This is a genomic window from Streptomyces spectabilis (assembly GCF_008704795.1).
GTDB classification, from domain to species: domain Bacteria; phylum Actinomycetota; class Actinomycetes; order Streptomycetales; family Streptomycetaceae; genus Streptomyces; species Streptomyces spectabilis.
Genome location: NZ_CP023690.1, coordinates 9,480,551 through 9,498,059 on the forward strand (window position 1 = coordinate 9,480,551; position 17,509 = coordinate 9,498,059).

20 protein-coding genes and 3 pseudogenes are annotated in these 17,509 nt (G+C 68.5%); 12 read left to right on the forward strand and 11 right to left on the reverse strand.

Annotation, left to right across the window (positions count from 1 at the left end; genetic code table 11):
* The first annotated feature begins 4 nt into the window (after nucleotides 1–4).
* Nucleotides 5–688, forward strand: a complete 684-nt coding sequence (locus CP982_RS40195) for a CBS domain-containing protein (protein WP_184924899.1) — start codon at nucleotides 5–7, stop codon at nucleotides 686–688.
* A 1,028-nt stretch (nucleotides 689–1,716) separates the two neighbouring features.
* Here the strand turns inward: CP982_RS40195 and CP982_RS42835 are convergent.
* The 5 genes and pseudogenes from CP982_RS42835 to CP982_RS40215 all read right to left on the reverse strand — a co-directional run.
* Nucleotides 1,717–1,968: pseudogene (locus tag CP982_RS42835) on the reverse strand (transposase domain-containing protein); the annotation flags it as partial.
* Nucleotides 1,969–2,092: 124 nt separating this feature from the next.
* A pseudogene (locus tag CP982_RS42840) lies at nucleotides 2,093–2,338 on the reverse strand (NF041680 family putative transposase); the annotation flags it as partial.
* 274 nt (nucleotides 2,339–2,612) lie between these two features.
* Nucleotides 2,613–3,017 (reverse strand): hypothetical protein, encoded by a 405-nt coding sequence (locus CP982_RS40205; protein ID WP_150515016.1) that lies wholly within the window; start codon nucleotides 3,015–3,017, stop codon nucleotides 2,613–2,615.
* Nucleotides 3,014–4,627 (reverse strand): hypothetical protein, encoded by a 1,614-nt coding sequence (locus CP982_RS40210; protein ID WP_150515017.1) that lies wholly within the window; start codon nucleotides 4,625–4,627, stop codon nucleotides 3,014–3,016. The genes CP982_RS40205 and CP982_RS40210 overlap by 4 nt, the downstream gene beginning before the upstream one ends.
* Nucleotides 4,628–5,023: 396 nt before the next feature.
* Complete coding sequence (locus tag CP982_RS40215; RefSeq protein ID WP_150515018.1) at nucleotides 5,024–5,563, reverse strand: hypothetical protein; 540 nt, start codon at nucleotides 5,561–5,563, stop codon at nucleotides 5,024–5,026.
* Nucleotides 5,564–5,990: 427 nt separating this feature from the next.
* On the opposite strand from CP982_RS40215, the pseudogene CP982_RS42845 reads away from it, so the two are divergent.
* Nucleotides 5,991–6,439 (forward strand): annotated as a pseudogene (locus CP982_RS42845) (IS5 family transposase); the annotation flags it as partial.
* A 288-nt stretch (nucleotides 6,440–6,727) separates the two neighbouring features.
* Here CP982_RS42845 and CP982_RS40225 read toward each other — a convergent pair.
* Nucleotides 6,728–7,417, reverse strand: coding sequence for a TetR/AcrR family transcriptional regulator (locus tag CP982_RS40225; protein WP_212669213.1), 690 nt, complete (start codon nucleotides 7,415–7,417; stop codon nucleotides 6,728–6,730).
* Nucleotides 7,418–7,515: 98 nt separating this feature from the next.
* Between CP982_RS40225 and CP982_RS40230 the strand changes: the two genes are divergently transcribed.
* Nucleotides 7,516–8,433 (forward strand): SDR family oxidoreductase, encoded by a 918-nt coding sequence (locus CP982_RS40230; protein WP_150515020.1) that lies wholly within the window; start codon nucleotides 7,516–7,518, stop codon nucleotides 8,431–8,433.
* Between the two features lie 193 nt (nucleotides 8,434–8,626).
* Complete coding sequence (locus CP982_RS40235; protein WP_150515021.1) at nucleotides 8,627–8,845, forward strand: hypothetical protein; 219 nt, start codon at nucleotides 8,627–8,629, stop codon at nucleotides 8,843–8,845.
* 242 nt (nucleotides 8,846–9,087) lie between these two features.
* On the opposite strand, the gene CP982_RS40240 is transcribed toward CP982_RS40235, so the two are convergent.
* Complete coding sequence (locus CP982_RS40240) at nucleotides 9,088–9,621, reverse strand: hypothetical protein (protein ID WP_229879143.1); 534 nt, start codon at nucleotides 9,619–9,621, stop codon at nucleotides 9,088–9,090.
* 181 nt (nucleotides 9,622–9,802) lie between these two features.
* Between CP982_RS40240 and CP982_RS40245 the strand changes: the two genes are divergently transcribed.
* Together CP982_RS40245 and CP982_RS40250 are read left to right on the forward strand one after the other, a co-directional pair.
* Nucleotides 9,803–10,276 carry a hypothetical protein gene (locus CP982_RS40245; protein WP_150515022.1) on the forward strand — a complete coding sequence of 158 codons (474 nt, stop codon included), beginning with the start codon at nucleotides 9,803–9,805 and terminating at the stop codon, nucleotides 10,274–10,276.
* 45 nt (nucleotides 10,277–10,321) lie between these two features.
* A complete protein-coding gene (locus CP982_RS40250) occupies nucleotides 10,322–10,813 on the forward strand; it encodes a hypothetical protein (RefSeq protein ID WP_150515023.1) in 492 nt (163 codons plus the stop codon).
* Here CP982_RS40250 and CP982_RS40255 read toward each other — a convergent pair.
* Genes CP982_RS40255 through CP982_RS40265 form a run of 3 tightly spaced genes read right to left on the reverse strand, consistent with a single transcriptional unit; the run spans nucleotide 10,780 to nucleotide 12,446 of the window.
* Nucleotides 10,780–11,013, reverse strand: a complete 234-nt coding sequence (locus CP982_RS40255; RefSeq protein WP_150515024.1) for a transposase — start codon at nucleotides 11,011–11,013, stop codon at nucleotides 10,780–10,782. The genes CP982_RS40250 and CP982_RS40255 overlap by 34 nt on opposite strands.
* 35 nt (nucleotides 11,014–11,048) lie before the next feature.
* On the reverse strand, nucleotides 11,049–11,732 hold the full coding sequence (locus CP982_RS40260; RefSeq protein WP_150515025.1) for a hypothetical protein: 684 nt from the start codon (nucleotides 11,730–11,732) through the stop codon (nucleotides 11,049–11,051).
* 15 nt (nucleotides 11,733–11,747) lie between these two features.
* The gene (locus CP982_RS40265) at nucleotides 11,748–12,446 is read right to left on the reverse strand and encodes an HNH endonuclease (protein ID WP_229879142.1); all 699 of its coding nucleotides are present in this window, start codon (nucleotides 12,444–12,446) and stop codon (nucleotides 11,748–11,750) included.
* Here CP982_RS40265 and CP982_RS40270 point away from each other — a divergent pair, their 5' ends adjacent.
* From CP982_RS40270 to CP982_RS40295, 6 genes are all read left to right on the forward strand, one after another.
* Complete coding sequence (locus CP982_RS40270; RefSeq protein WP_212669214.1) at nucleotides 12,447–12,989, forward strand: IS630 family transposase; 543 nt, start codon at nucleotides 12,447–12,449, stop codon at nucleotides 12,987–12,989.
* Between the two features lie 135 nt (nucleotides 12,990–13,124).
* Nucleotides 13,125–13,700 (forward strand): GNAT family N-acetyltransferase, encoded by a 576-nt coding sequence (locus CP982_RS40275; protein WP_221514724.1) that lies wholly within the window; start codon nucleotides 13,125–13,127, stop codon nucleotides 13,698–13,700.
* A 407-nt stretch (nucleotides 13,701–14,107) separates the two neighbouring features.
* Complete coding sequence (locus CP982_RS40280) at nucleotides 14,108–14,614, forward strand: GNAT family N-acetyltransferase (protein WP_150515984.1); 507 nt, start codon at nucleotides 14,108–14,110, stop codon at nucleotides 14,612–14,614.
* A gap of 112 nt (nucleotides 14,615–14,726) precedes the next feature.
* Nucleotides 14,727–15,122 carry a hypothetical protein gene (locus tag CP982_RS40285; RefSeq protein ID WP_150515026.1) on the forward strand — a complete coding sequence of 132 codons (396 nt, stop codon included), beginning with the start codon at nucleotides 14,727–14,729 and terminating at the stop codon, nucleotides 15,120–15,122.
* Between the two features lie 64 nt (nucleotides 15,123–15,186).
* Nucleotides 15,187–15,774, forward strand: coding sequence for a DoxX family protein (locus CP982_RS40290; protein ID WP_150515027.1), 588 nt, complete (start codon nucleotides 15,187–15,189; stop codon nucleotides 15,772–15,774).
* A gap of 141 nt (nucleotides 15,775–15,915) precedes the next feature.
* Nucleotides 15,916–16,530, forward strand: a complete 615-nt coding sequence (locus CP982_RS40295; protein ID WP_150515028.1) for a GrpB family protein — start codon at nucleotides 15,916–15,918, stop codon at nucleotides 16,528–16,530.
* A 43-nt stretch (nucleotides 16,531–16,573) separates the two neighbouring features.
* Here CP982_RS40295 and CP982_RS40300 read toward each other — a convergent pair whose 3' ends face one another.
* Nucleotides 16,574–17,386, reverse strand: a complete 813-nt coding sequence (locus tag CP982_RS40300; RefSeq protein ID WP_150515029.1) for an ATP nucleotide 3'-pyrophosphokinase — start codon at nucleotides 17,384–17,386, stop codon at nucleotides 16,574–16,576.
* Nucleotides 17,387–17,509 lie beyond the last annotated feature (123 nt).

Consider the following 17,509-nt stretch of genomic DNA (forward strand, 5'->3'; position numbering starts at 1 on the left):
CCCCATGCCTGACACCCCACGCACCGCCCCAGAGTCCCCCGAGGCGCTGCCCACGCACTCGCCGTACACCGTCAGCGACGTGATGACGCACACCAGCATCGCCGTGGGCCGCGATGCCCCCTTCAAGGAAGTCGTCGAACTCATCGAGCAGTGGAAGATCAGCGCCCTGCCCGTCCTCGAAGGTGAAGGCCGCGTCATCGGCGTCGTGTCCGAAGCGGACCTGCTGCCCAAGGAGGAGCTCCGGGACACCGACCCCACCCGCTACGACGTGCTGCGCCGCCTGTCCGACATGGTCAAGGCAGGTGCGGTCACCGCGGGCGAGCTGATGTCGAGCCCCGCTGTCACTGTCCATGCCGATGCCACCCTCGCCGAAGCCGCCCGGATCATGGCACGGCGCCGGGTCAAGCGACTGCCCGTCGTCGACGAGTCCGGCCTGCTACAAGGCGTGGTGAGCCGCAGCGACCTGCTCAAGGTCTTCCTCCGCGCGGACGTGGACATCGCCGAGGAGGTCCGCAGCAGCGTGCTCGCGCCGCTGCCCGCCTCGTCCGGAGTCGAGGTCCGCGTGCATCAGGGCATCGTCACGCTCGCCGGTACGCTGCGAGACAAGGCGCTCGTACCAGTGCTCGCCCGGGCGGCCCGCGCGGTCGAGGGCGTCGTCGACATCCGTCTCGATCTGTCCCATCCGTGAGCGGGCCGCCTCTTGGGGAGCCGCGGCGTACTCCACGCTCTGTGCCCCGGGCCAGAGCGTGGAGGGACCGGCGGATCTAGATGGGGAGGTCGTGGTCCTCGACTAGGAAGACAGGCCGGACTTCTCCCGTCTGCAGCCGTGGATGGGGCTGTTGGTCTATCGGCTCGTGCTGCCTTCCTCGTACGAGCCGGGGACGCTGGCTGCCGTTCTTCGGCCTGAAGGGTGCCCAGTGCCTGGGCCGGCATATTTCGGTGCTCGCGCGGGGGACAGGGCAGTGTCGTGCGGAGGTTCCGAATCCCGCGGCGGACGCGGGCCGGGATGAGCCGGGCATGCTCGGCCCGCTTCTCCCAGGGGCCGCGGAGATCGGCCGCGGCCTCGGGGGTGAGCAGGCTGTGGCGGGTCCAGAAGCAGAGTTGAGAAGCGAGGTTCCTGCGGGATTGGAGTGCCGTAAGCCTCATCTGGTCGGCGAGGTCGTGGGCGGGCATGGGTTGGTTGGCGTGCGCGGTAAGGATCTGGCAGAACCGGTCCCAGGGGTGGATGCCTTCAGGGCCGGACCCTGTGCGGTCGGGAGAACGAGGGCCTTGACCGTGATGTCGTTGGCAGTGAGTGGAGGGCTGTTGCGGGGGCGTGGATCGCGGTTCCAGGTGTGGTAGCGCGAGATGCCGCGCTTCGCGATCCGAACGGAGGTCCGCGGGCGGCGTTGGGGAAGCAAGGCGCCCAGGAGACCGGTGCCGATGTGCCCGACCAGGTCCGTGTGGACGTAGCCGAGGGCCGCTGTCGGGTGGTGGCGAGGGTGACGGTGTCGTAGGCGGCCTCCAGGGCGATGATGAAGGCGGCGCGGTCCGGGACGGCACCAAGCTGGGTCTCCACGGTGGTGACCGTGGCGGATCGCGATGCCTGGTAGAGGGTGAGCGGTGCCCATACTTCCAGGGTGAGTCCGGCAGGATCCTTCGAGCGCAGGACGCGGGCCTTGAGGAGTGTGTGACGCAGCGCCAGGTAGGCGCACTCGATCTGCCGTCCGGGCCGATTCGCTGACGCAGGTCGCGAAGCGCCTTCTCGGAAGGCTCGGGGACGCAGACGGTCAGCTCCGCGACCAGCTTGGTCCATACGAGGCGGGCGCCGAGACGATCGAAAACTCCCAAAGCCAAAACGAAGTACACCCCTACCTGGGGCGGAAGACATCGCAGCCGTCGCTTCCGCGCTCCGGTCCCCTCCAGAACTACGTCCACCGACTCCGGGGGCACGGCCTGCGTTAACTCACCGAGATGGCCGGCGGCCATGACAGACTGGACCACAGGGCCCCAGCTCTCGGGAAGATCTTGGTCGATCCCCTGGACAGTAGGGGCCCTGCAGCATTTCGTGCCCTCTTGACGCCGCCTTTGGGCCCTTGACTTCGCGGCATCGCGCTATGACGAGCCACGTCCAGCGGTTCGTGGCCTGTGGCGTACGCGTCTTCGGCCGGGTCCATCCGAGGGCCTGTTTGACAGGCGGAAGGTGTGCTCGATGTCGAACTGGCGCAGGAACACCGGCCATCGGTCATCGACCTCGGAGGTTCAGGCCGGTCTTCGAGGACCGGAGCCAGACCGGAATCGGGTCACTGTCGCCGGGCAGGCGGTCCACTTCGAGCAGGATGACTGTGCCCTGGATCATTCCGCCTGGGCCCTGCCGCCGTCACGTCATCGCAAGCTCTGAGGCACATGTTCCGCGCTCAGGCTCACCCCCGGGAAGGGCTCGTCGCTTCCCCAGTCGATGCCCCGCAGCAGCAACCAAGCTCCATACCCCAGAGCGCAGCACAGCAGTATCGCCACCGTCGCCAGTATCAGAATCCGCGAGCCACGCAGTCCGGGCGGCGGGCCCTGAGTGTCCCGCACCCATTCCTGTCGATGGGTGTCCCACTGCGCCATGCTGACCGCCTCCTTCGGTCTCAGCCCAGCAAGGTGCTGATGGTCTGGGCCACAGCCACCGCGGATGCCAGACCTGCCAGGGCCGTGGCGCCGACGTTTAAGCGTGATGCCAGCAGCGCCAGTTGGCCCCGTTCCGTCCTGCCCGTGCTTGAAAGGTCCTCCTCCAGGGTGGCGAGAGCCTCATCGACCTGGGCTGTCTCATCGGTTGGCGTCATCATGCGCAGGTGCTCGCGCAGGGTTCGGATCGCCCCAAGCAGCTCTGGCGGAGCGTCGACTACCTCGCCCGGCCGCCCCGCCGCGGTCCGCACCGCGGCGTCGATGGCGTGGGCACCTGCCCCCGCGGCCACGGCACCTCCCGTCATCACCCCAATAGAGATGTGCCCCTGCCCGCCTGGTCCGCCGTCGGCATCCCGGCTCGTGGTCATGTCCTGCCTCCCCTTCCGCCCCGGTCTTCTGCCGTTGCCCCGCCACCGACGGCAACGGCGCCGCCGCTCATCGCGCCGATGAAGACGCCGCCGCTGACATTGACGATCTGCTGCTCGAACTCGCCGGTCTCGTAGCCTTCGGTACGCAGTGCGTCGAGCACCCCGCTGGCGATCCGGTCCTGCAACGTCTTCACGTAACGGCTGACGTCCATCTCCTGGAACAGCGAGATCTCCTCCACACTGCCCAGCTCCCGCACAGAGGTGACGGGCCCGTCCGGTAGCGCGCGTTGCGGATCGGCCAGCCAGGTCCGGCACACCGCGGCAGCCGTGCCGATCGCGGACACACCCGAGGCGAAGGTGGCGGTGGGGCTGGTGAGCAGCGCCTGCAGGCCGTCGCGCAGTACCAGGCGGGCTCGTGCCGCGATCACGTCGACCGCCGTGAATTCCGGCCGGACCGGGGTGAGAACGTGCGGGGCCACTTCCAGCACGAGCATCCCGCCCTGCGTGTGCACCCGTACCAGCAGAGTCACCACGATGTGCTCCTGCCACGCACTGATCCGGATTCGCAGGAAGTGGCGGCGCGCCTCTCCACCCTCGTCGACGGCGTTTCGGATGTGCCATGCCACAGTGGCGGTGTCATAGGAAACACTTGTGCGCGGCACCGCGCCGGCAGGCAGATAGACGATCTCATCGATTTCCAGGTCGCCCAGCCGGTCCCGGCTCGTGACTGCCATCGACTCCCGCAGTGCCTCCAGCCGCGGTCTGATCAGGTCGACGATGGTACGGGTCCCCAGCGGGCGGTCACTGACCTCAGCCCCGCGCTTCGGTTTCAGCTCGATCGCGAACGACCACGGTTCGTACGGTTTTCCGGCACCCACGAAGGGGCGGGACGGGTCGTAGAGAGCCAACCCTGCGTACTGTTCGCGGGCAATGGCCCTACCGATACGGCGATAGGTCCGGGTGTCCGGTAGAGGAGGCGGCGGCAGCCGGGGGAAGACGTCCCGGTCCAGCTGGTGGGACATGATCCACGCCACCCGGCTGCGGTGCAGCCATACGACACTCGTCATGAGCAGCGGGAAGTACACCGCGTACAGGTTGTGGCCCTTGGTGAACAGGATGAAAAGAACGGTGGCCCAGTACGCGAGCATCAGCGTCCGCGGAAAGAGCGGCAGGAGCAGGGTGAGCCGCCTGATCCCGTGTGTTGCCCTTTTCAGCGTGGCCCGGTCGAGGGTGTACACGGCGATGCTGCGGCCCGTACTCACTCGCCCGGCCCACAGCAGGCAGCACACCACCGCGTACGCCGGAGCCCAGAGCACCGGCATGTCGAGCCATCTGCCGTCGGCGAAGTCGATGTGCAGGCCGCCGGTATCCACTTCGAACGCGAAGAAGGCGGCCCAGGCGGCAAGCATCACGCAGGCTACATGGAGCTCCTGGGTACGAGCGCGCAACGCGTGACTCAGCACAGCGCCGGCGTCGATTCCCAGAGAAGGGGCGATAGGGCGCTCTTCATGCTCAACCAGTTCCTCGATCACCTTGTGGCGAAAGTCGGAGTCGAGGTAGACGCCGGCGCACAGCAAGCGGGTGGCTTCCGTACGGGAGCAGCTCTGCACGCCACACCCCCGATACTTCGAACTCTCGTGTCAATGCGAGAAGTTGGCGACCGTAGTCGGTCCAGTATGGGCCAGCTCGCCGGGCCAAGCACCGTTGTCCGGGAACATTCCTCCAACAGAACCCTTTCTCCGAGCACTACGCAATTCAAGCCGAGCGCAGATCTTTTGACTCGTCCTACCGTTCTAGATGGTGTCGACCAATGATGCTGGGTTCTGCGTGACGGCTGAGTGGTTCGAGGCCATGAACTAACCGCTGTGGAGTAGGGGTTCATCCGTCTATTGTTGCCCTTGTCGGTCCGGGTGCGCAGTCGGCTGGATGACCGGAGGGTCCATGAACGGGATCGTGTGGAAGTTCCGGCCCGCCAATCGCCTGCACCCCCTGGCCGCTCAGGACGGTCAGCAGGCGTCGGCGAGTTCTTCGATCCGGCCGGCGAGGTGTTGGTCGGGGTGGTGGAGGTGGGCGCCGTCGACTTGGTCGGCTTTCAGGCGGTCGACGGCCTCGCGTAGTGCTTTGGTGTGGGTGTCCAGCTGGTGGCAGCAGGGGCGTGGGGTGAGTTGGATCTGGGCGCCGAGGATGAAGGCTTGGTGTGCCCAGTCGTCGCGCAGTTCGCCGTGGTGCAGGTGGAGAAGGTAGAGACAGTGGGCGGCGGTGGCGTTGCCGGCGCCGGCGGCGAACTGCCACCACAGGGCTGGGTCCCGTTCCTGGACGAGGTTGAGCAGGCAGTCGTGCAGGGCGCCGTCGGCCTCGACGGGTTCGTCAGCGAGGCGGGACAGGTGCTGGGCGGCGGTGTCGCTGCACAGGAACGAGGAGGAGGGCTCCTGCGGTTCGGCCTCGGCGCGGTCCAGCGGGGGGGGGAGCTGGCCTTGGGGCGCCGAGCATGAGTTCGGCGGTGACGTTGAGGTCGGTGTGGCCCCGGAGCGTAGCGGCGCGCGCACCGTCATCGTGCAGGAACGACGAAGGCCCCGCCGCAACGAGGGACGTACGGCGGGGCGCGGGGTCACATGTGGAAGCGGCGGGTCATCGGAGGGCTCGGTGCGATACGCCATCGTCGATGGCCTGCTCGCGTTCCAACTCGGCGCAGTGGGCGCAGGGGCAGCGGGGCTGGCGCCGGGTGGCCTCGGCGCGGATGACGGCGACTCCTTCTCGGGCATGTCGGCATGAGGCGGCAGGACGGGTCCTCGTCGGCCCCGGTGTCGAGCCCGTCGGCGCCCTTCACCAAGTTCTCCCCCCTCAGTTTCCGTTCCAGGGGGCGTCCCGCTGAAGCAGATTCCCGGCCTCGCACGTCGTTCAAGTCTTTGTGCGCACCTCGGGCCTGTCCGACGGTTCAGAGGCGAACCCCGGCGAGGTCTCGTTCCTGGGTGCGTGGGGCGGGGCGATCTCAGTGACGCGGAGTGGGCTGGGGCTGGAGTCGTACTTGCCGAGGAACGTGGGGCGGTGCGGGCGTTGGACGTGTCGCCCCAGGGTGATCAACGGGGTTCTACTCCGGTTGCGGACCGGTGTCCCGTGGCGCGTTCTGCCTTCCCGGTTCGGTAAGTGTCAGGCGGCATACGACCGGCACAGCCGCTGGTCGGCGGACGGCAGGTGAGAGAAGTTCCTGTGGGCCGTCCAAGCCGATGCCGATATGCAGGAACGCATCGACTGGTCAATGGCAATCGTGGACTCAACAGTCTGTCGGGCTCACCAGCACGTCGCAGGAGACCGTCTCCGGCCCCCGAAGGTGACCGGCAGGCGAGAGCGGCCAGCCCGCCACCAGGGCGACCAAGGACTCGGCTGCTCCCCGCGGCGGTCTCACCACGAAGGTCCACCTGGCGGAACCACGGAACGCACAACAGGGCCCGTGTACGGCCTGCTGGCCGCCTGGGGCGCACTTGCGGGACCTGGCCTGGACCTGCGAAGGAACCGCGGGGCCAGAGCCAGCCAGTTACCGAGGCATCGAAGGGCGCACTGCGGAGGTGGTTCCGATGTAGTCGTGAGGCGGATCTCCGGGATGTTGGTTTTGTTTATGAGAACGAGCAGTGCTTGTCCGCCACTTCGGGAGGCGGCGGTTCGAGAGCGCGAAGGTGCACCGGGCCTTCGTGGAGGTGGGGAGTGGCTGTCGTTCAGGAGGCCGGGACGGCGTTGTTCGGTGCTTCGTGTCGGGCCAGCAGGCCGGAGGCCGTCACTGCCGTGGTCCGGCGGACGAGGTCGGTGAAGTCCAGACGCATGGAGGCCAGTTCGGGGTCGGAGGCGTAGACCGCCAGCATCGCCTCCGAGGGGCGGCTGCACTGCCAGGCTGTCATGGCCATCAACAAAGTCGTTTCCACCAGTGCGGCGGCGCCCTCGGTGCCGAGTTCGGGAAGGTGGCGCAGGACGAGCTGGACCAGGTCCTTCAGTGATGTGCGGGCGGCGCGCTTGTGGCGGATGCCGGTCTCGGCAGAGATGTTGTGCTCCAGTACGGCGCCCTGCGCGCTCAGCAGGTCGCACAGCACGGGCCGCCGCGTCATCGAGGTGGCCAGCAGGTCGGCCAGCTGGTCCCCGCGTTCTCGCGCTGTGCCCTCGCCGCCCGGCTGTGCTCGCTCCAGTTCGGTGATCCAGGACTGGATCTCGGTATCGAGCAGGTCGAGCAGGACCGCTTCGCGCGAGTCGAAGTAGCGGAGCACGTTCGCCTTGGCCAGGCCGACGCGGCGGCTCAGTTCGTTCAGGCTCAGCTTCGCGACCGGCATCTCGGTCAGCATCGCCGCCGCGGTGTCCAGGATCTGACGCCGCCGCTGGCTGCGCTGTTCGTCGGTGCGGGCACGTTGGAATGTCACGCCCCCATATTACGGACCACTGGTCCATTGCGTAGATACCAGTGGTCCGTTATGGTGATCGGAGGTAAGATACCGGCAGTCCGTTATGGAGTTTCGTCATGTACCAGGTTCCTGACCAGCGCGGAAAGGTCGCCGTGGTGACCGGCGCGAACAGCGGCACCGGCAAGGAGGCCGCCAAGCGGCTGGCCGGAGCGGGGGCCCACGTCGTCCTCGCGGTGCGCACGCCGGCCAAAGGCGAGCAGGCCCGGAACGAGATCCTCGCCGCACACCCCGGCGCCCGGGTGGAGGTCCGCCGCCTGGACCTGGCCAGCCTGTCCTCGGTCCGCGAGTTCACCGACGGCCTGGCCACCGAGGGCAAGCCACTGGATCTGCTGTTGAACAACGCCGGCGTGATGAACGTGCCCCGGCGCACGGAGACCGACGACGGCTTCGAGCTGCAGCTGGGCAGCAACTTCCTCGGCCCGTTCGCCCTCACCGTCCAGCTCCTGCCCCTGCTGCTGGCCGCTCCCGCCCCGCGGGTCGCCACGATGAGCAGCGGCACCGCCAACCGGGCACGCATCAGCTTCGACGACCTGCAGTCCACCCGCGCCTACAGCCCCACCCGGGCCTACGCCCAGTCCAAGCTCGCCGACCTGCTGATGATGATCCACCTGGCCGACCTCGCCGCGCAGCACGCCTGGCCGCTGCTGTCGGCCGGTGCGCACCCCGGCTACACCCGCACCAACCTGATGACCTCCGGCCCCACCCTGAACGGCGGCCGACCCGGCCGGCTCGAATCGCTGCTGTACAAGATCGTGCCGTCCCAGGGACCGGAACAGGGAGCAGAACCGCTGCTGTACGCGGCCACCGACCCCGCCGCCACACCCGGCGGCTACTACGGTCCGCGCTGGTCCATGGTCGGCCCCACCAAGGCCGCCCCCCTGCCGCGCAGTGCTCGGGACAAGACCGCCGCAGCACGCCTGTGGACCGTGGCCGAACGACTCACAGGGGTCTCCATCCAGACCCAGCGACTGTAAACGACACCCAGCCGCAGCCTGCGGCAGCCAAGGCCGTTCGGTTCCTCACGCTCTCGCGCCACCTCCCGAAGTGGCGGACAAGTGCTGCTCCTTGGCTCTGGCCCACTTGTTGTGGAGAGCTCACCAGTGGTGATGTCTGTGGCCTGTGGTGAGATGGCCGCACTCTGTCGATTGCTGTGGAGGAGGCCGTTCTATGTCCGGGTATGCGTCGCTGACACGAGCTCTGGCAGAGGCGCTGGTCGATGTCCTCTGGTTCGTGGAGGGGTGCGAGGACGAGCAGATGGACCCGGATGGCGCGGTGAAGGTCCTGGAAAGTGTCGCCGCTCTGGTGTCTCACCTGCCGAATGATCAGCGAAGCGATTTCATGGAGGGTGTGGCTCCTCTGGAGGGACACCGTGAGCTGGCGGTCTGATGCCTGAAGGGCTCTCTGCTCCGTCATGATCGCCGTGTCCGCGCAAACGGGGAGGGATCAATGACGTTGAGATCGCGCTCGGTATATCGGCCGGTCGCACAGCGGGCGCGTACGAGGGGCGCGGACTGATCAACTTCTGTTTGTGCAGGTGCAGATGGGCCCAGGCGTGCCTGGCCCTCCCGCGGAGCCACCCCCATCGGAACTTTCCTGCGACCGCGTGCCAGATGGTGGCGTGGTGCGTCTCAGGTGCAGCGGCGGCGGTAGTAGGCGTAGGTGAGGATGAGGAGCAGCGGGCCCCACAGGTTCATCAGGCCGCTCATCACCATCGCCAGGACGTCCCAGCCCGCGTCGTAGGGCCAGGCCGCCGTGCCCGCGGTGATCGCCTCGTGCAGCCAGTGCACGCCGAGCCCGGTGAAGAGGAGGCCGCCGAGGGTGGCGGGGATGATGGCGGCGGTCGGCGGGATGTGGCGCCCGCCGAGGTACGGCACCCAGAGGGGGACGACCTCGCCCCAGCGGCGGACGAGGCCGAAGCTGAGCAGGGCGCAGAGCTCCGTGAGGATCGTCAGGCCGAAGACGTAGGGGGCGTTGTACCAGGCCGGGGGCAGTGGTTCACCGCCCATGCCGGATCCGAACGCGAAGGGCAGCCGCCAGATGCCGACGGGCAGGACTACCAGGGGGATGGCATGCGCGATGCGTTCGGCCCAGACGGGTACGCGGAGTGGTGCTGTCGGCGCGGCCCCGGTGGGGACTTGAGGAAGGGGTGTTGTGGTTGCCATGTCTTCACCCTGCCGGAGCTGCGGAATCTGGGGATCATCCCACTGGATGGACCGTGGTCCGCCGCGTGGGGGAGCACAGTCCGACCTCGGAGCCCGCTCAAGCTCTGCTCACACGTCGTGTAGCTCCTCCGAAGGGACACCGTGAGCTGGTTTGGTGCCTTGAGGGCTTCCCTGCCCCGTCATGATCACCGCCTTCACGCTGACGGGAGAGGTCCATGACGCTGAGATCGCGTTCGGTATATCGGCGGGTCGGGCGGCGGGCGCATACGGAGTGCGAACGGATCAACTTCTCTTGGTGAAGGTGCGGATGGCCATGATTACTCCCGTCCCTCCAGAGGAGCCACACCCGTTCATGGACTTGCTCGGTTCGATGGCTGCGGAGGAGACCGACCCCTCGCGTCGCGAGTTCTTGGACGTCTTCCCTGAGGGGTTCGGCGCTGACGGAGAAGTGGCAGGTACTTGGCCGGCACGAGCAGGCGGCGACCTGGCTGATGATGTGGACGGACAGGCGGCCCTGGACCGGCTACTCGACCGCCTCGCCGACACACCCACTCCGGCCGGCCCGACACCACGCGAACTGGACCTCCCGACGACAGCCCGTCTTCTGCCGATCGTCGACGTCCGACAGGGCGGGGCGGGCTCCGCACCGCGCTGATAATCGGAGTGCGCACAGGCCCGGGAGAGTGTCACAGTCACTGCCGTGACCTTGATGAACGTGCTCGTCGACTTCGCCCGAACCGGCCGGATCGGCCCTCTTCACTGCGGGATGCCGCTGACCGAGGCTGAAGACCTGCTCGGCCCGGGGCGCCCGCACCCCGCCCACATCATGAAGGGGCCCGATATCGACGGCTACCCCTACTCCTGGAACGGGCTGCGACTGGTGGTCACGCAGCGGGCCGTCAGTGGCATCTGGATCAACCTTTGGCGTGGTTCGACCGCCAAACTCCCGCCGCTCGTCCTGCCCGATTCCGAGTCATTCGAGGCCACCGTGCTCCGCGAGGAACTGGTCACTGCCCTCGACACCGCCGGCTGTCACCACGAGGTCAACTCTGTCCTGACCTTCGGCGAGCAGTCGAGCATCCTCACCCAGCCGGCCGAGGTCTGCGCTGTGTTTAGCCTGCCTGGCCGGGACCACCATGTTCCGCACCACGATCGGCACTACCTCGACGTGATGCACAAGCACACGGCTTGACATCGCTGATTCCACAGAATGATCCGGTTGACGTGGCCTTCGACGACACCCGAGTTCCACGGCTGGGTGAGGCCGGCGATGACCGCATCGAGGTCGCGTTCGAGGTGCTGGGCGAACCGGCTGAGGCTGAGCAGGTCGGCGGCGGCTCGGGCAGATTCGATCCACTCCGGCAGCCGCTCGCCGTGCAGCTCGGTGACCATGCAGGCGAAGGAGCGCACGTACCCGGCGAGCGCAGTCAGGTTGGGCAGTTGGCCAAGACCACCTTGAGTTGAATCCGGTCGCATTCAGGCAGGGTGTCGGGGTGGGTCAGGATCCAGCGTGTGACGGCGCGGGCCGATGGCGGGCGGGGACCGACTGGTCGGGGCTTGCCGCGGAGATTCCTGCTGACGTAGGCGCGGACTCCGGCGTATCCGCGGGGATAGCCCTGTTCCTTGATCTCCTCCCATAGTTTCCAGGCATTGGTGCATCCTTTCTGCCAACGTTGATCGAGGTAGGACTTGTAGGCATCGAGCCTGGTCGGACGGTTTTGCCACTGCCCGGTGAACATCTCTTCCGGAGTGGCGGCGCGGGAGAAGCGCAGGATCGTGTTGAGCGTCATGCCGAGTTGCCGGGCGACGGACCGCTTGCCGTGTCCGGCGGCGAGCAGAGCGTGGATGGTGGCGTGCTCGGCGCGGGTGCGTTCGGCGAAGCGGTGCCCTGTTGGCCAGGGCGATGACGCGGCCGACGCCGCCTCGCCCTGGGGCTCCTCCGGCGGTTGCGGCGTGGGGCGCAGGCAGTCGCGGTGCCGGTAGACGCACTTCTCGGCGGCTTCGCCCAGGTTGTGCCAAGGGTACTGGTGGGCCGTCGGCGAGGTGCCTGCTGAGCAGGTCCCTTTCCCACGGCCCCCAGCCCGAACGACGCATGCGAGCTTTCCTCGCACGTCGCTCTCCAGTGATTACTCCGTGAGTGCTGCGACGGATCTTCTTCCGTGGATGTCCACGTGGAAATTTCCGCAGACCACAAGGGCCTTGCGGTGCCTCACGGCCATGAGATCTGCCCACGGCGGCCGATCGCCGGATCTTCCGAGGCCTGCGAGCTTGGCGACATGGTGGACTTCCACCTCGTCGACACACCCACATGCCTCGCATCGTCCCGCGAGGAGCCGGGTGACCAGCTCCTCGCGTTTGATATTGACCGGCGCCAGCTGGCGGTCGGTGATGACCACCTTCTTGTTCTGTCTCAGCGGAATCCCGCCGAACCGTCCGACCAGAGGCTTCCTGCCTGGCTGTTCGACGCGGGCTTCGAAGCACTTGCGCGGCCCGTGCGGCGTCTCGATGGTGGCCGCGCATTTGCGGGCCATCTTCGACACCGATGAGCGGTGCTTGTTGGCGAGCGTCATCAGCATCGAGGCCTTCATAACCCATCGCAGCCGTGCGAGTCGAAAGACATCGCCGGCCAGTGACCAGGTGCGCGAGCACATCTGCCTGATTGCCCGGACGTCCCCCGCCGACTGGGGCATCGCCGCGTTCTCCACCTGGAGCCTGAGCAAGCTCGCCGGCCACCTCATCAAGCAGATGGTGACCGACGCCATCAGCCGGGAGACCCTGCGTCGGATCCTGCGCGAGGGCAAAGTCTCCTGGAAGACCACCACCACGTGGCGTCCACCGACCCGGAGTTCATCGCCAAGATGCACCGCGTCCTGGCGCTGTACGACACTCCGCTCGTCGACGGGCGGGTGATATGCGTCGACGATTTCGGGCCGCTGAACCTGATGCCCCGCAAGGGCAAGGCATGGGGGCCCGTCAGGCGTCCACGAAGGCTCCGTGCCACCTACCGGCGCACCGCCGGCGTGAGGCACATGCTCGCCTCCCTCGACCTGGCCACCGGCAAGGTGTACTACCGCATCCGCCCACGCAATCGGTGGCGGGAGTTCCTCGACCTCCTCAAAGCCCTGCGCGCCCGCTGGCCCGGGGAGAAGTTGTATGTGGTGCTGGACAACTTCTCCCCGCACAAGCACGCCAAGGTCCGCGCCTGGGTGGCCGGCAACGGCATCGAGCGGGTATTCCTGCCGACCTACGGCTCATGGCTGAATTGGATCGAGGCCGAGTTCGCGGCCCTGCGCTACTTCGCACTCAACGGCACCGACCACCGCAGCCACGACGAGCAGAACGCCGCCATCGCCGCCTACATCCGCTGACGCAACGCTCGCACCGCACCAACTCGTAAAGACGGCCTTCGCAGCCAACTCACCTATCCGGTCATGGACCGATTACCCAGCCATGGCTGACGAGCCACTGGCTAGGGTTGGCGTGACCTGGCGGGGTGAGGAGGCATGGTGATCACGTGGCGGAGGGTGGCCGAGGGGGACCTCGGGGTGTTGCGGGAGTGGCTCATGCAACCGCATGTGGCCCGCTGGTGGAGCCACGACACCTCCATGGAGGCGGTCGCGCGGGACTTCGGGCCGGCGACGCGCGGCGAAGAGCCGTCCGAGGATCTTCTGGTCATGCTGGACGACACGCCGGTCGCCTTGGTCCAACGGTGCCGGTTCGCGGACTACCCCGACTACCTCGCGGAGGTGGCCGGCCAGGTCGAACTCCCCGACACGGCGGTCACGATCGACTACCTGCTCGGCGACCCTGCACGGGTGGGGCAGGGACTGGGGCCCCGCATCATCCGGGCGATCGTGGCGGCCACATGGACCGACTATCCGGACGCGTCCGCCGTCGTCGTCCCGGTCCATGCCGCCAACCGTGCGTCATGGCGAGCCTTGGAGAAGGCCGGACTGCTCAGGATCGGCACCGCCGACCTGGCCCCTGACCATCCGGACGACGACCGCACCCATTACGTCTATCGCATCGACAGGCCCGTCGGCGAAACCGGCACGACAGCCCTGGCTGACTGCGGCTGACGATCCCCGCAAACACCCCGCCCGCACCGAACCGAAGACGCACTTGCGGCCGACTCCCTGATTCATTCATCGACCGATAGCCCGGCCAGGGTTCCGTGACGAGCCACCAGGCAGGGGTGAGGTGGATGGCGAAGACGCCGAGGGCCTCCTTCTCGGGAGGGTAGATATCGCGGATCGCGCAGTGAACGGAAGGAGAGGAGCAGCAGTCATGACCGGTGGGGGCTTCACTGCGCAGGAAGGCAAGTCGGCTTGTGAGGGCGGAAGCGCTCTGGCCTTACATGGCCGAACCGCTTGTGGAGACCTGACGGCGAGCGCTGTGCACTGGATGTGCACGGCGTTACGAGCCGCTGTCCGTTCGTGCTGCTTGGGCGGTACTCCACCGCGCGGTCATAGGGAACAATTGGATGATGCGCATTCGAGTGGTCGACCCCGGTGAACTTCCCCTGCTCCAGGACATCGAGAGGGCCGCGGGCCGCTGCTTCCGCGACGTCGGCATGCCGGAGATCGCCGACGACGAGCCGCCGACGCTCGCGGAGCTGGCGCACTACCGGCGCGCGGGGCGCGCCTGGGTCGCGGTCGACGACGGCGACCGGCCCGTCGCGTACCTCCTCGCGGACCACGTCGACGGCGCTCTGCACGTCGAGCAGGTGTCCGTCCACCCCGACCACGCGCGCCGCGGCGTCGGCCGCGCCCTCATCGAGCACCTGGCCGACACGGCCAAGGCCGGTGGAATCCCGGCGCTCACCCTCACCACCTTCGCCGAGGTGCCGTGGAACGCGCCGTACTACGCCCGCTGCGGCTTCGAGACCGTCGACGAGGCGTCGATCGGCCCGGAGCTGCGGGCGGTGCGGCAGAAGGAGGCCGCCCACGGCCTGGACCGGTGGCCGAGGGTCTGCATGCGGCGCCCGGTGTGAAGCCGCGTACAAGTGAAGCCGCGTACGGCCGTGTGAAGCGTGTGCAGCCGTGGCGCATCAGGCTCATTGAAGTCTTCAGTATCTCCGTGGTGCGGACCTAGTATCGGGCGGCATGAGCGGGCGAGAGGTCAGGATCCGGCGCGGTGCGTGGCGCACCGGCGCCCTGTGCCTGCTCGCCTTCGTCGTCTGCATGCTCACGGCCTTCGGCTCAGGCGCGGCGTCGGCCTCCTCCGCCCCGGAGAAGGCCGAGCGCACGCGCGCGACGGCCCCGTACGGCTCGGCCGTCGAGGTGTCGGTGGGACCCGACACCAGTGGCTGCCAGGACGGAGACGGGCAGGACACGCCGCGCAGCGCGGCGCTGCCCCGACCCGACCAGCCCTGTGCGTCCGCTCCCCGGCCCGCGCCGACCAGCGGCGACGCGGCACCCGTTGCCGCCACGTGGCGCCCGACGGGCCCCGCCGACGCCACCGCTGTCGATCTCTATAGAACGTGCGTCATCAGAACGTAGAGGGCCCTCTCCTCCCTCCCCGCTTGCCGCGCACCGTTCCGTCGTCACCAAGGAGAGATCCAGCATGTCTTCGTACCCTTCCCGTCCCCCGGCCCCTTCCGAGGGCCTGACCACCCCGGGTGCGCCCGTCCTTCACCGGGCCGCCCCCGGCGCTCCCGACCTCCGGACCGGCACCGACCTCGGGCTGTTGCTCCTGCGCGTCGCCGTCGGACTGACCATGGCAGGGCACGGCACGCAGAAGCTGTTCGGCTGGTTCGACGGCGGTGGCCTGAACGGCACTGCCGAGTACTTCGCCGCCGACGGCTACAAGGCCGCCAAGGCGATGGCCTGGGTCGCCGCCCTCACCGAGACCTTCTGCGGCCTGGGCCTCGCCATCGGACTGCTTACCCCGCTCGCGGGCGCGGGCATCCTCGGCATCATGCTCAACGCCATCGCCACCAAGTGGGGCGGCGGCTTCTTCGCCCCTGAGGGCGTCGAGTACGACCTGGTCCTGCTGACCGGCGCGGTGGCCCTGGCCCTCACCGGACCGGGCCGCGTCGCTGCCGACCACCTCCTGCCCGTCCTGCGGGACCACCGCTTCGCACGAGGCGTCGCGGCGGTCGCCCTCGGCGCCCTCTCGGCCGCGTTCGTCCTGGTCGTCCTGCGCGACTGAGCCGGTACGCCCGGCAGGCCGGGGCGGCACCCGCGGGTGCCGCCCCGGTGTCATTCAGCGCGAAAGCGGACGTACTTGACGGTGTGTCGCTCTCCGCCTTGGGTGGGGGAGTCCACCACCACTCCCCGAACAGGAGCCGTCATGCCCGCACAGGAGAGTCAGGACGAGGAACAGGCTCGTGTGCCGATGAGCGCGCAGGAGATCGAGGCGGCCACGGTCGGGGCGGCGCCGCGCCTCGATGGGCAGGTGACGCTCAGGGCGTACGACCCGCGCTGGGCCGAGGCCTTCGCACGGGAAGCGGCGGCGATCCGGGACGTGCTCGGCGGAGTGCGGCACGAGATCGAGCACGCGGGGTCGACCTCGGTGCCGGGGCTCGTCGCCAAGCCGGTCGTGGACATGGTGCTCACCCTGCCCGAGCCCGGCGACGAGGCGGCGTACGTACCGGCCCTGGAGGGGATCGGATTCCGGCTCGCCATCCGGGAACCCGAGTGGTTCGAGCACCGCGTGCTGCGCAAACAGGACCTGGGGTCGGGCGCCGACTCGGCGAACCTGCACGTGTTCCCGAGCGGCTGCCCGGAGGTGACGCGCATGCTGTCGTTCCGTGACCGGCTGCGCGCGCACCCGGACGACCGGGAGCTGTACGCCCGCACCAAGCGGCAACTCGCCGCCCGCACCTGGGCGTACACGCAGAACTACGCCGACGCCAAGTCGGACGTGGTCGCGGAGATCCTGGAGCGGGCGGCGCGGGGGAGCTGAGGGTGGCGGCCCCGGCCGGGTGGCCGGGGCCGCGCGGCGGGCGTCAGGCGGCCGGGGCCAGAGCCGTGCGGCCGGGCGCGGCGAGGGCGGGAGCGCCGTCCGGGACGGGCACCGCGGCGAAGATCGCGTCCTGCTGCTCCTGCAGCTCCTTCTTGCGCTCGGGGCTGGTGGAGGGCAGCCGCAGCTCCTCGTACAGCTTGTGCGTCTCCTCCTGGGCGTACTTGCTCGCCGGGGTGTGGAACTGCACCTCGAACCGCTGCTGCGAACCGGGGGCGCGCCAGCCCGAGTTGAGTCCCTTGTAGCCCTTCGGCCGGCCCCAGGTGTTGGACCACTTCGTGTTGTCGTTGCCCCAGGCGGACAGTACCTCGGAGGCGATGGTGACACCGGTGACGTAGTCGTCGTCGGACCACTGGAAGGTGTAGCGCACCGCGTCGCTCAGCCGGGCCAGGGCGTCGTCGACGTTCTGCTCCGGGTGCTCCTTGAGGTCCGTGGCGACCTTCCGCTTGAGGGAGTCGGGGGACTTGAGGCGGTGGTCGAAGCCGACGAGTTCGGCCTGGCTGAGGTCGGCGGCGTCCCGTACGTCGCTGCTGATCGACGGCTCGGCCGCACGGGCGCGGGCGAGGTAGGTGTCGACCTTCCGGTTCTCGGCGGCATCCAGGCGCAGCCCGTCGCGCTCCCAGCCGTCCTCGTCGTCGCGCTGCGCCGGGCCGCCGTGCGGAGCGGTGGCGGTGGTGTGCTTGCCCGTCTTGGCGGAGTGGTCGGCGGCGTACGCGGTGAGCCCGGTCGTGGCCGTGGACAGGGCGACGGCGGCGGCCAGTACGGCGGCGGTCCGGCCCAGGCGGTGCTGCGTGGTCATGCGGCGGTGGTGTCCCTTCTCGCGCGTGGCACCGCCCGCCCCGGTTCAGCGGGGCGGGCGGTGATCGTCGCCGGGGACAACGGACGAACGGCGCAGAAGTACCGTCGAGCGGCCCGCGCGGCG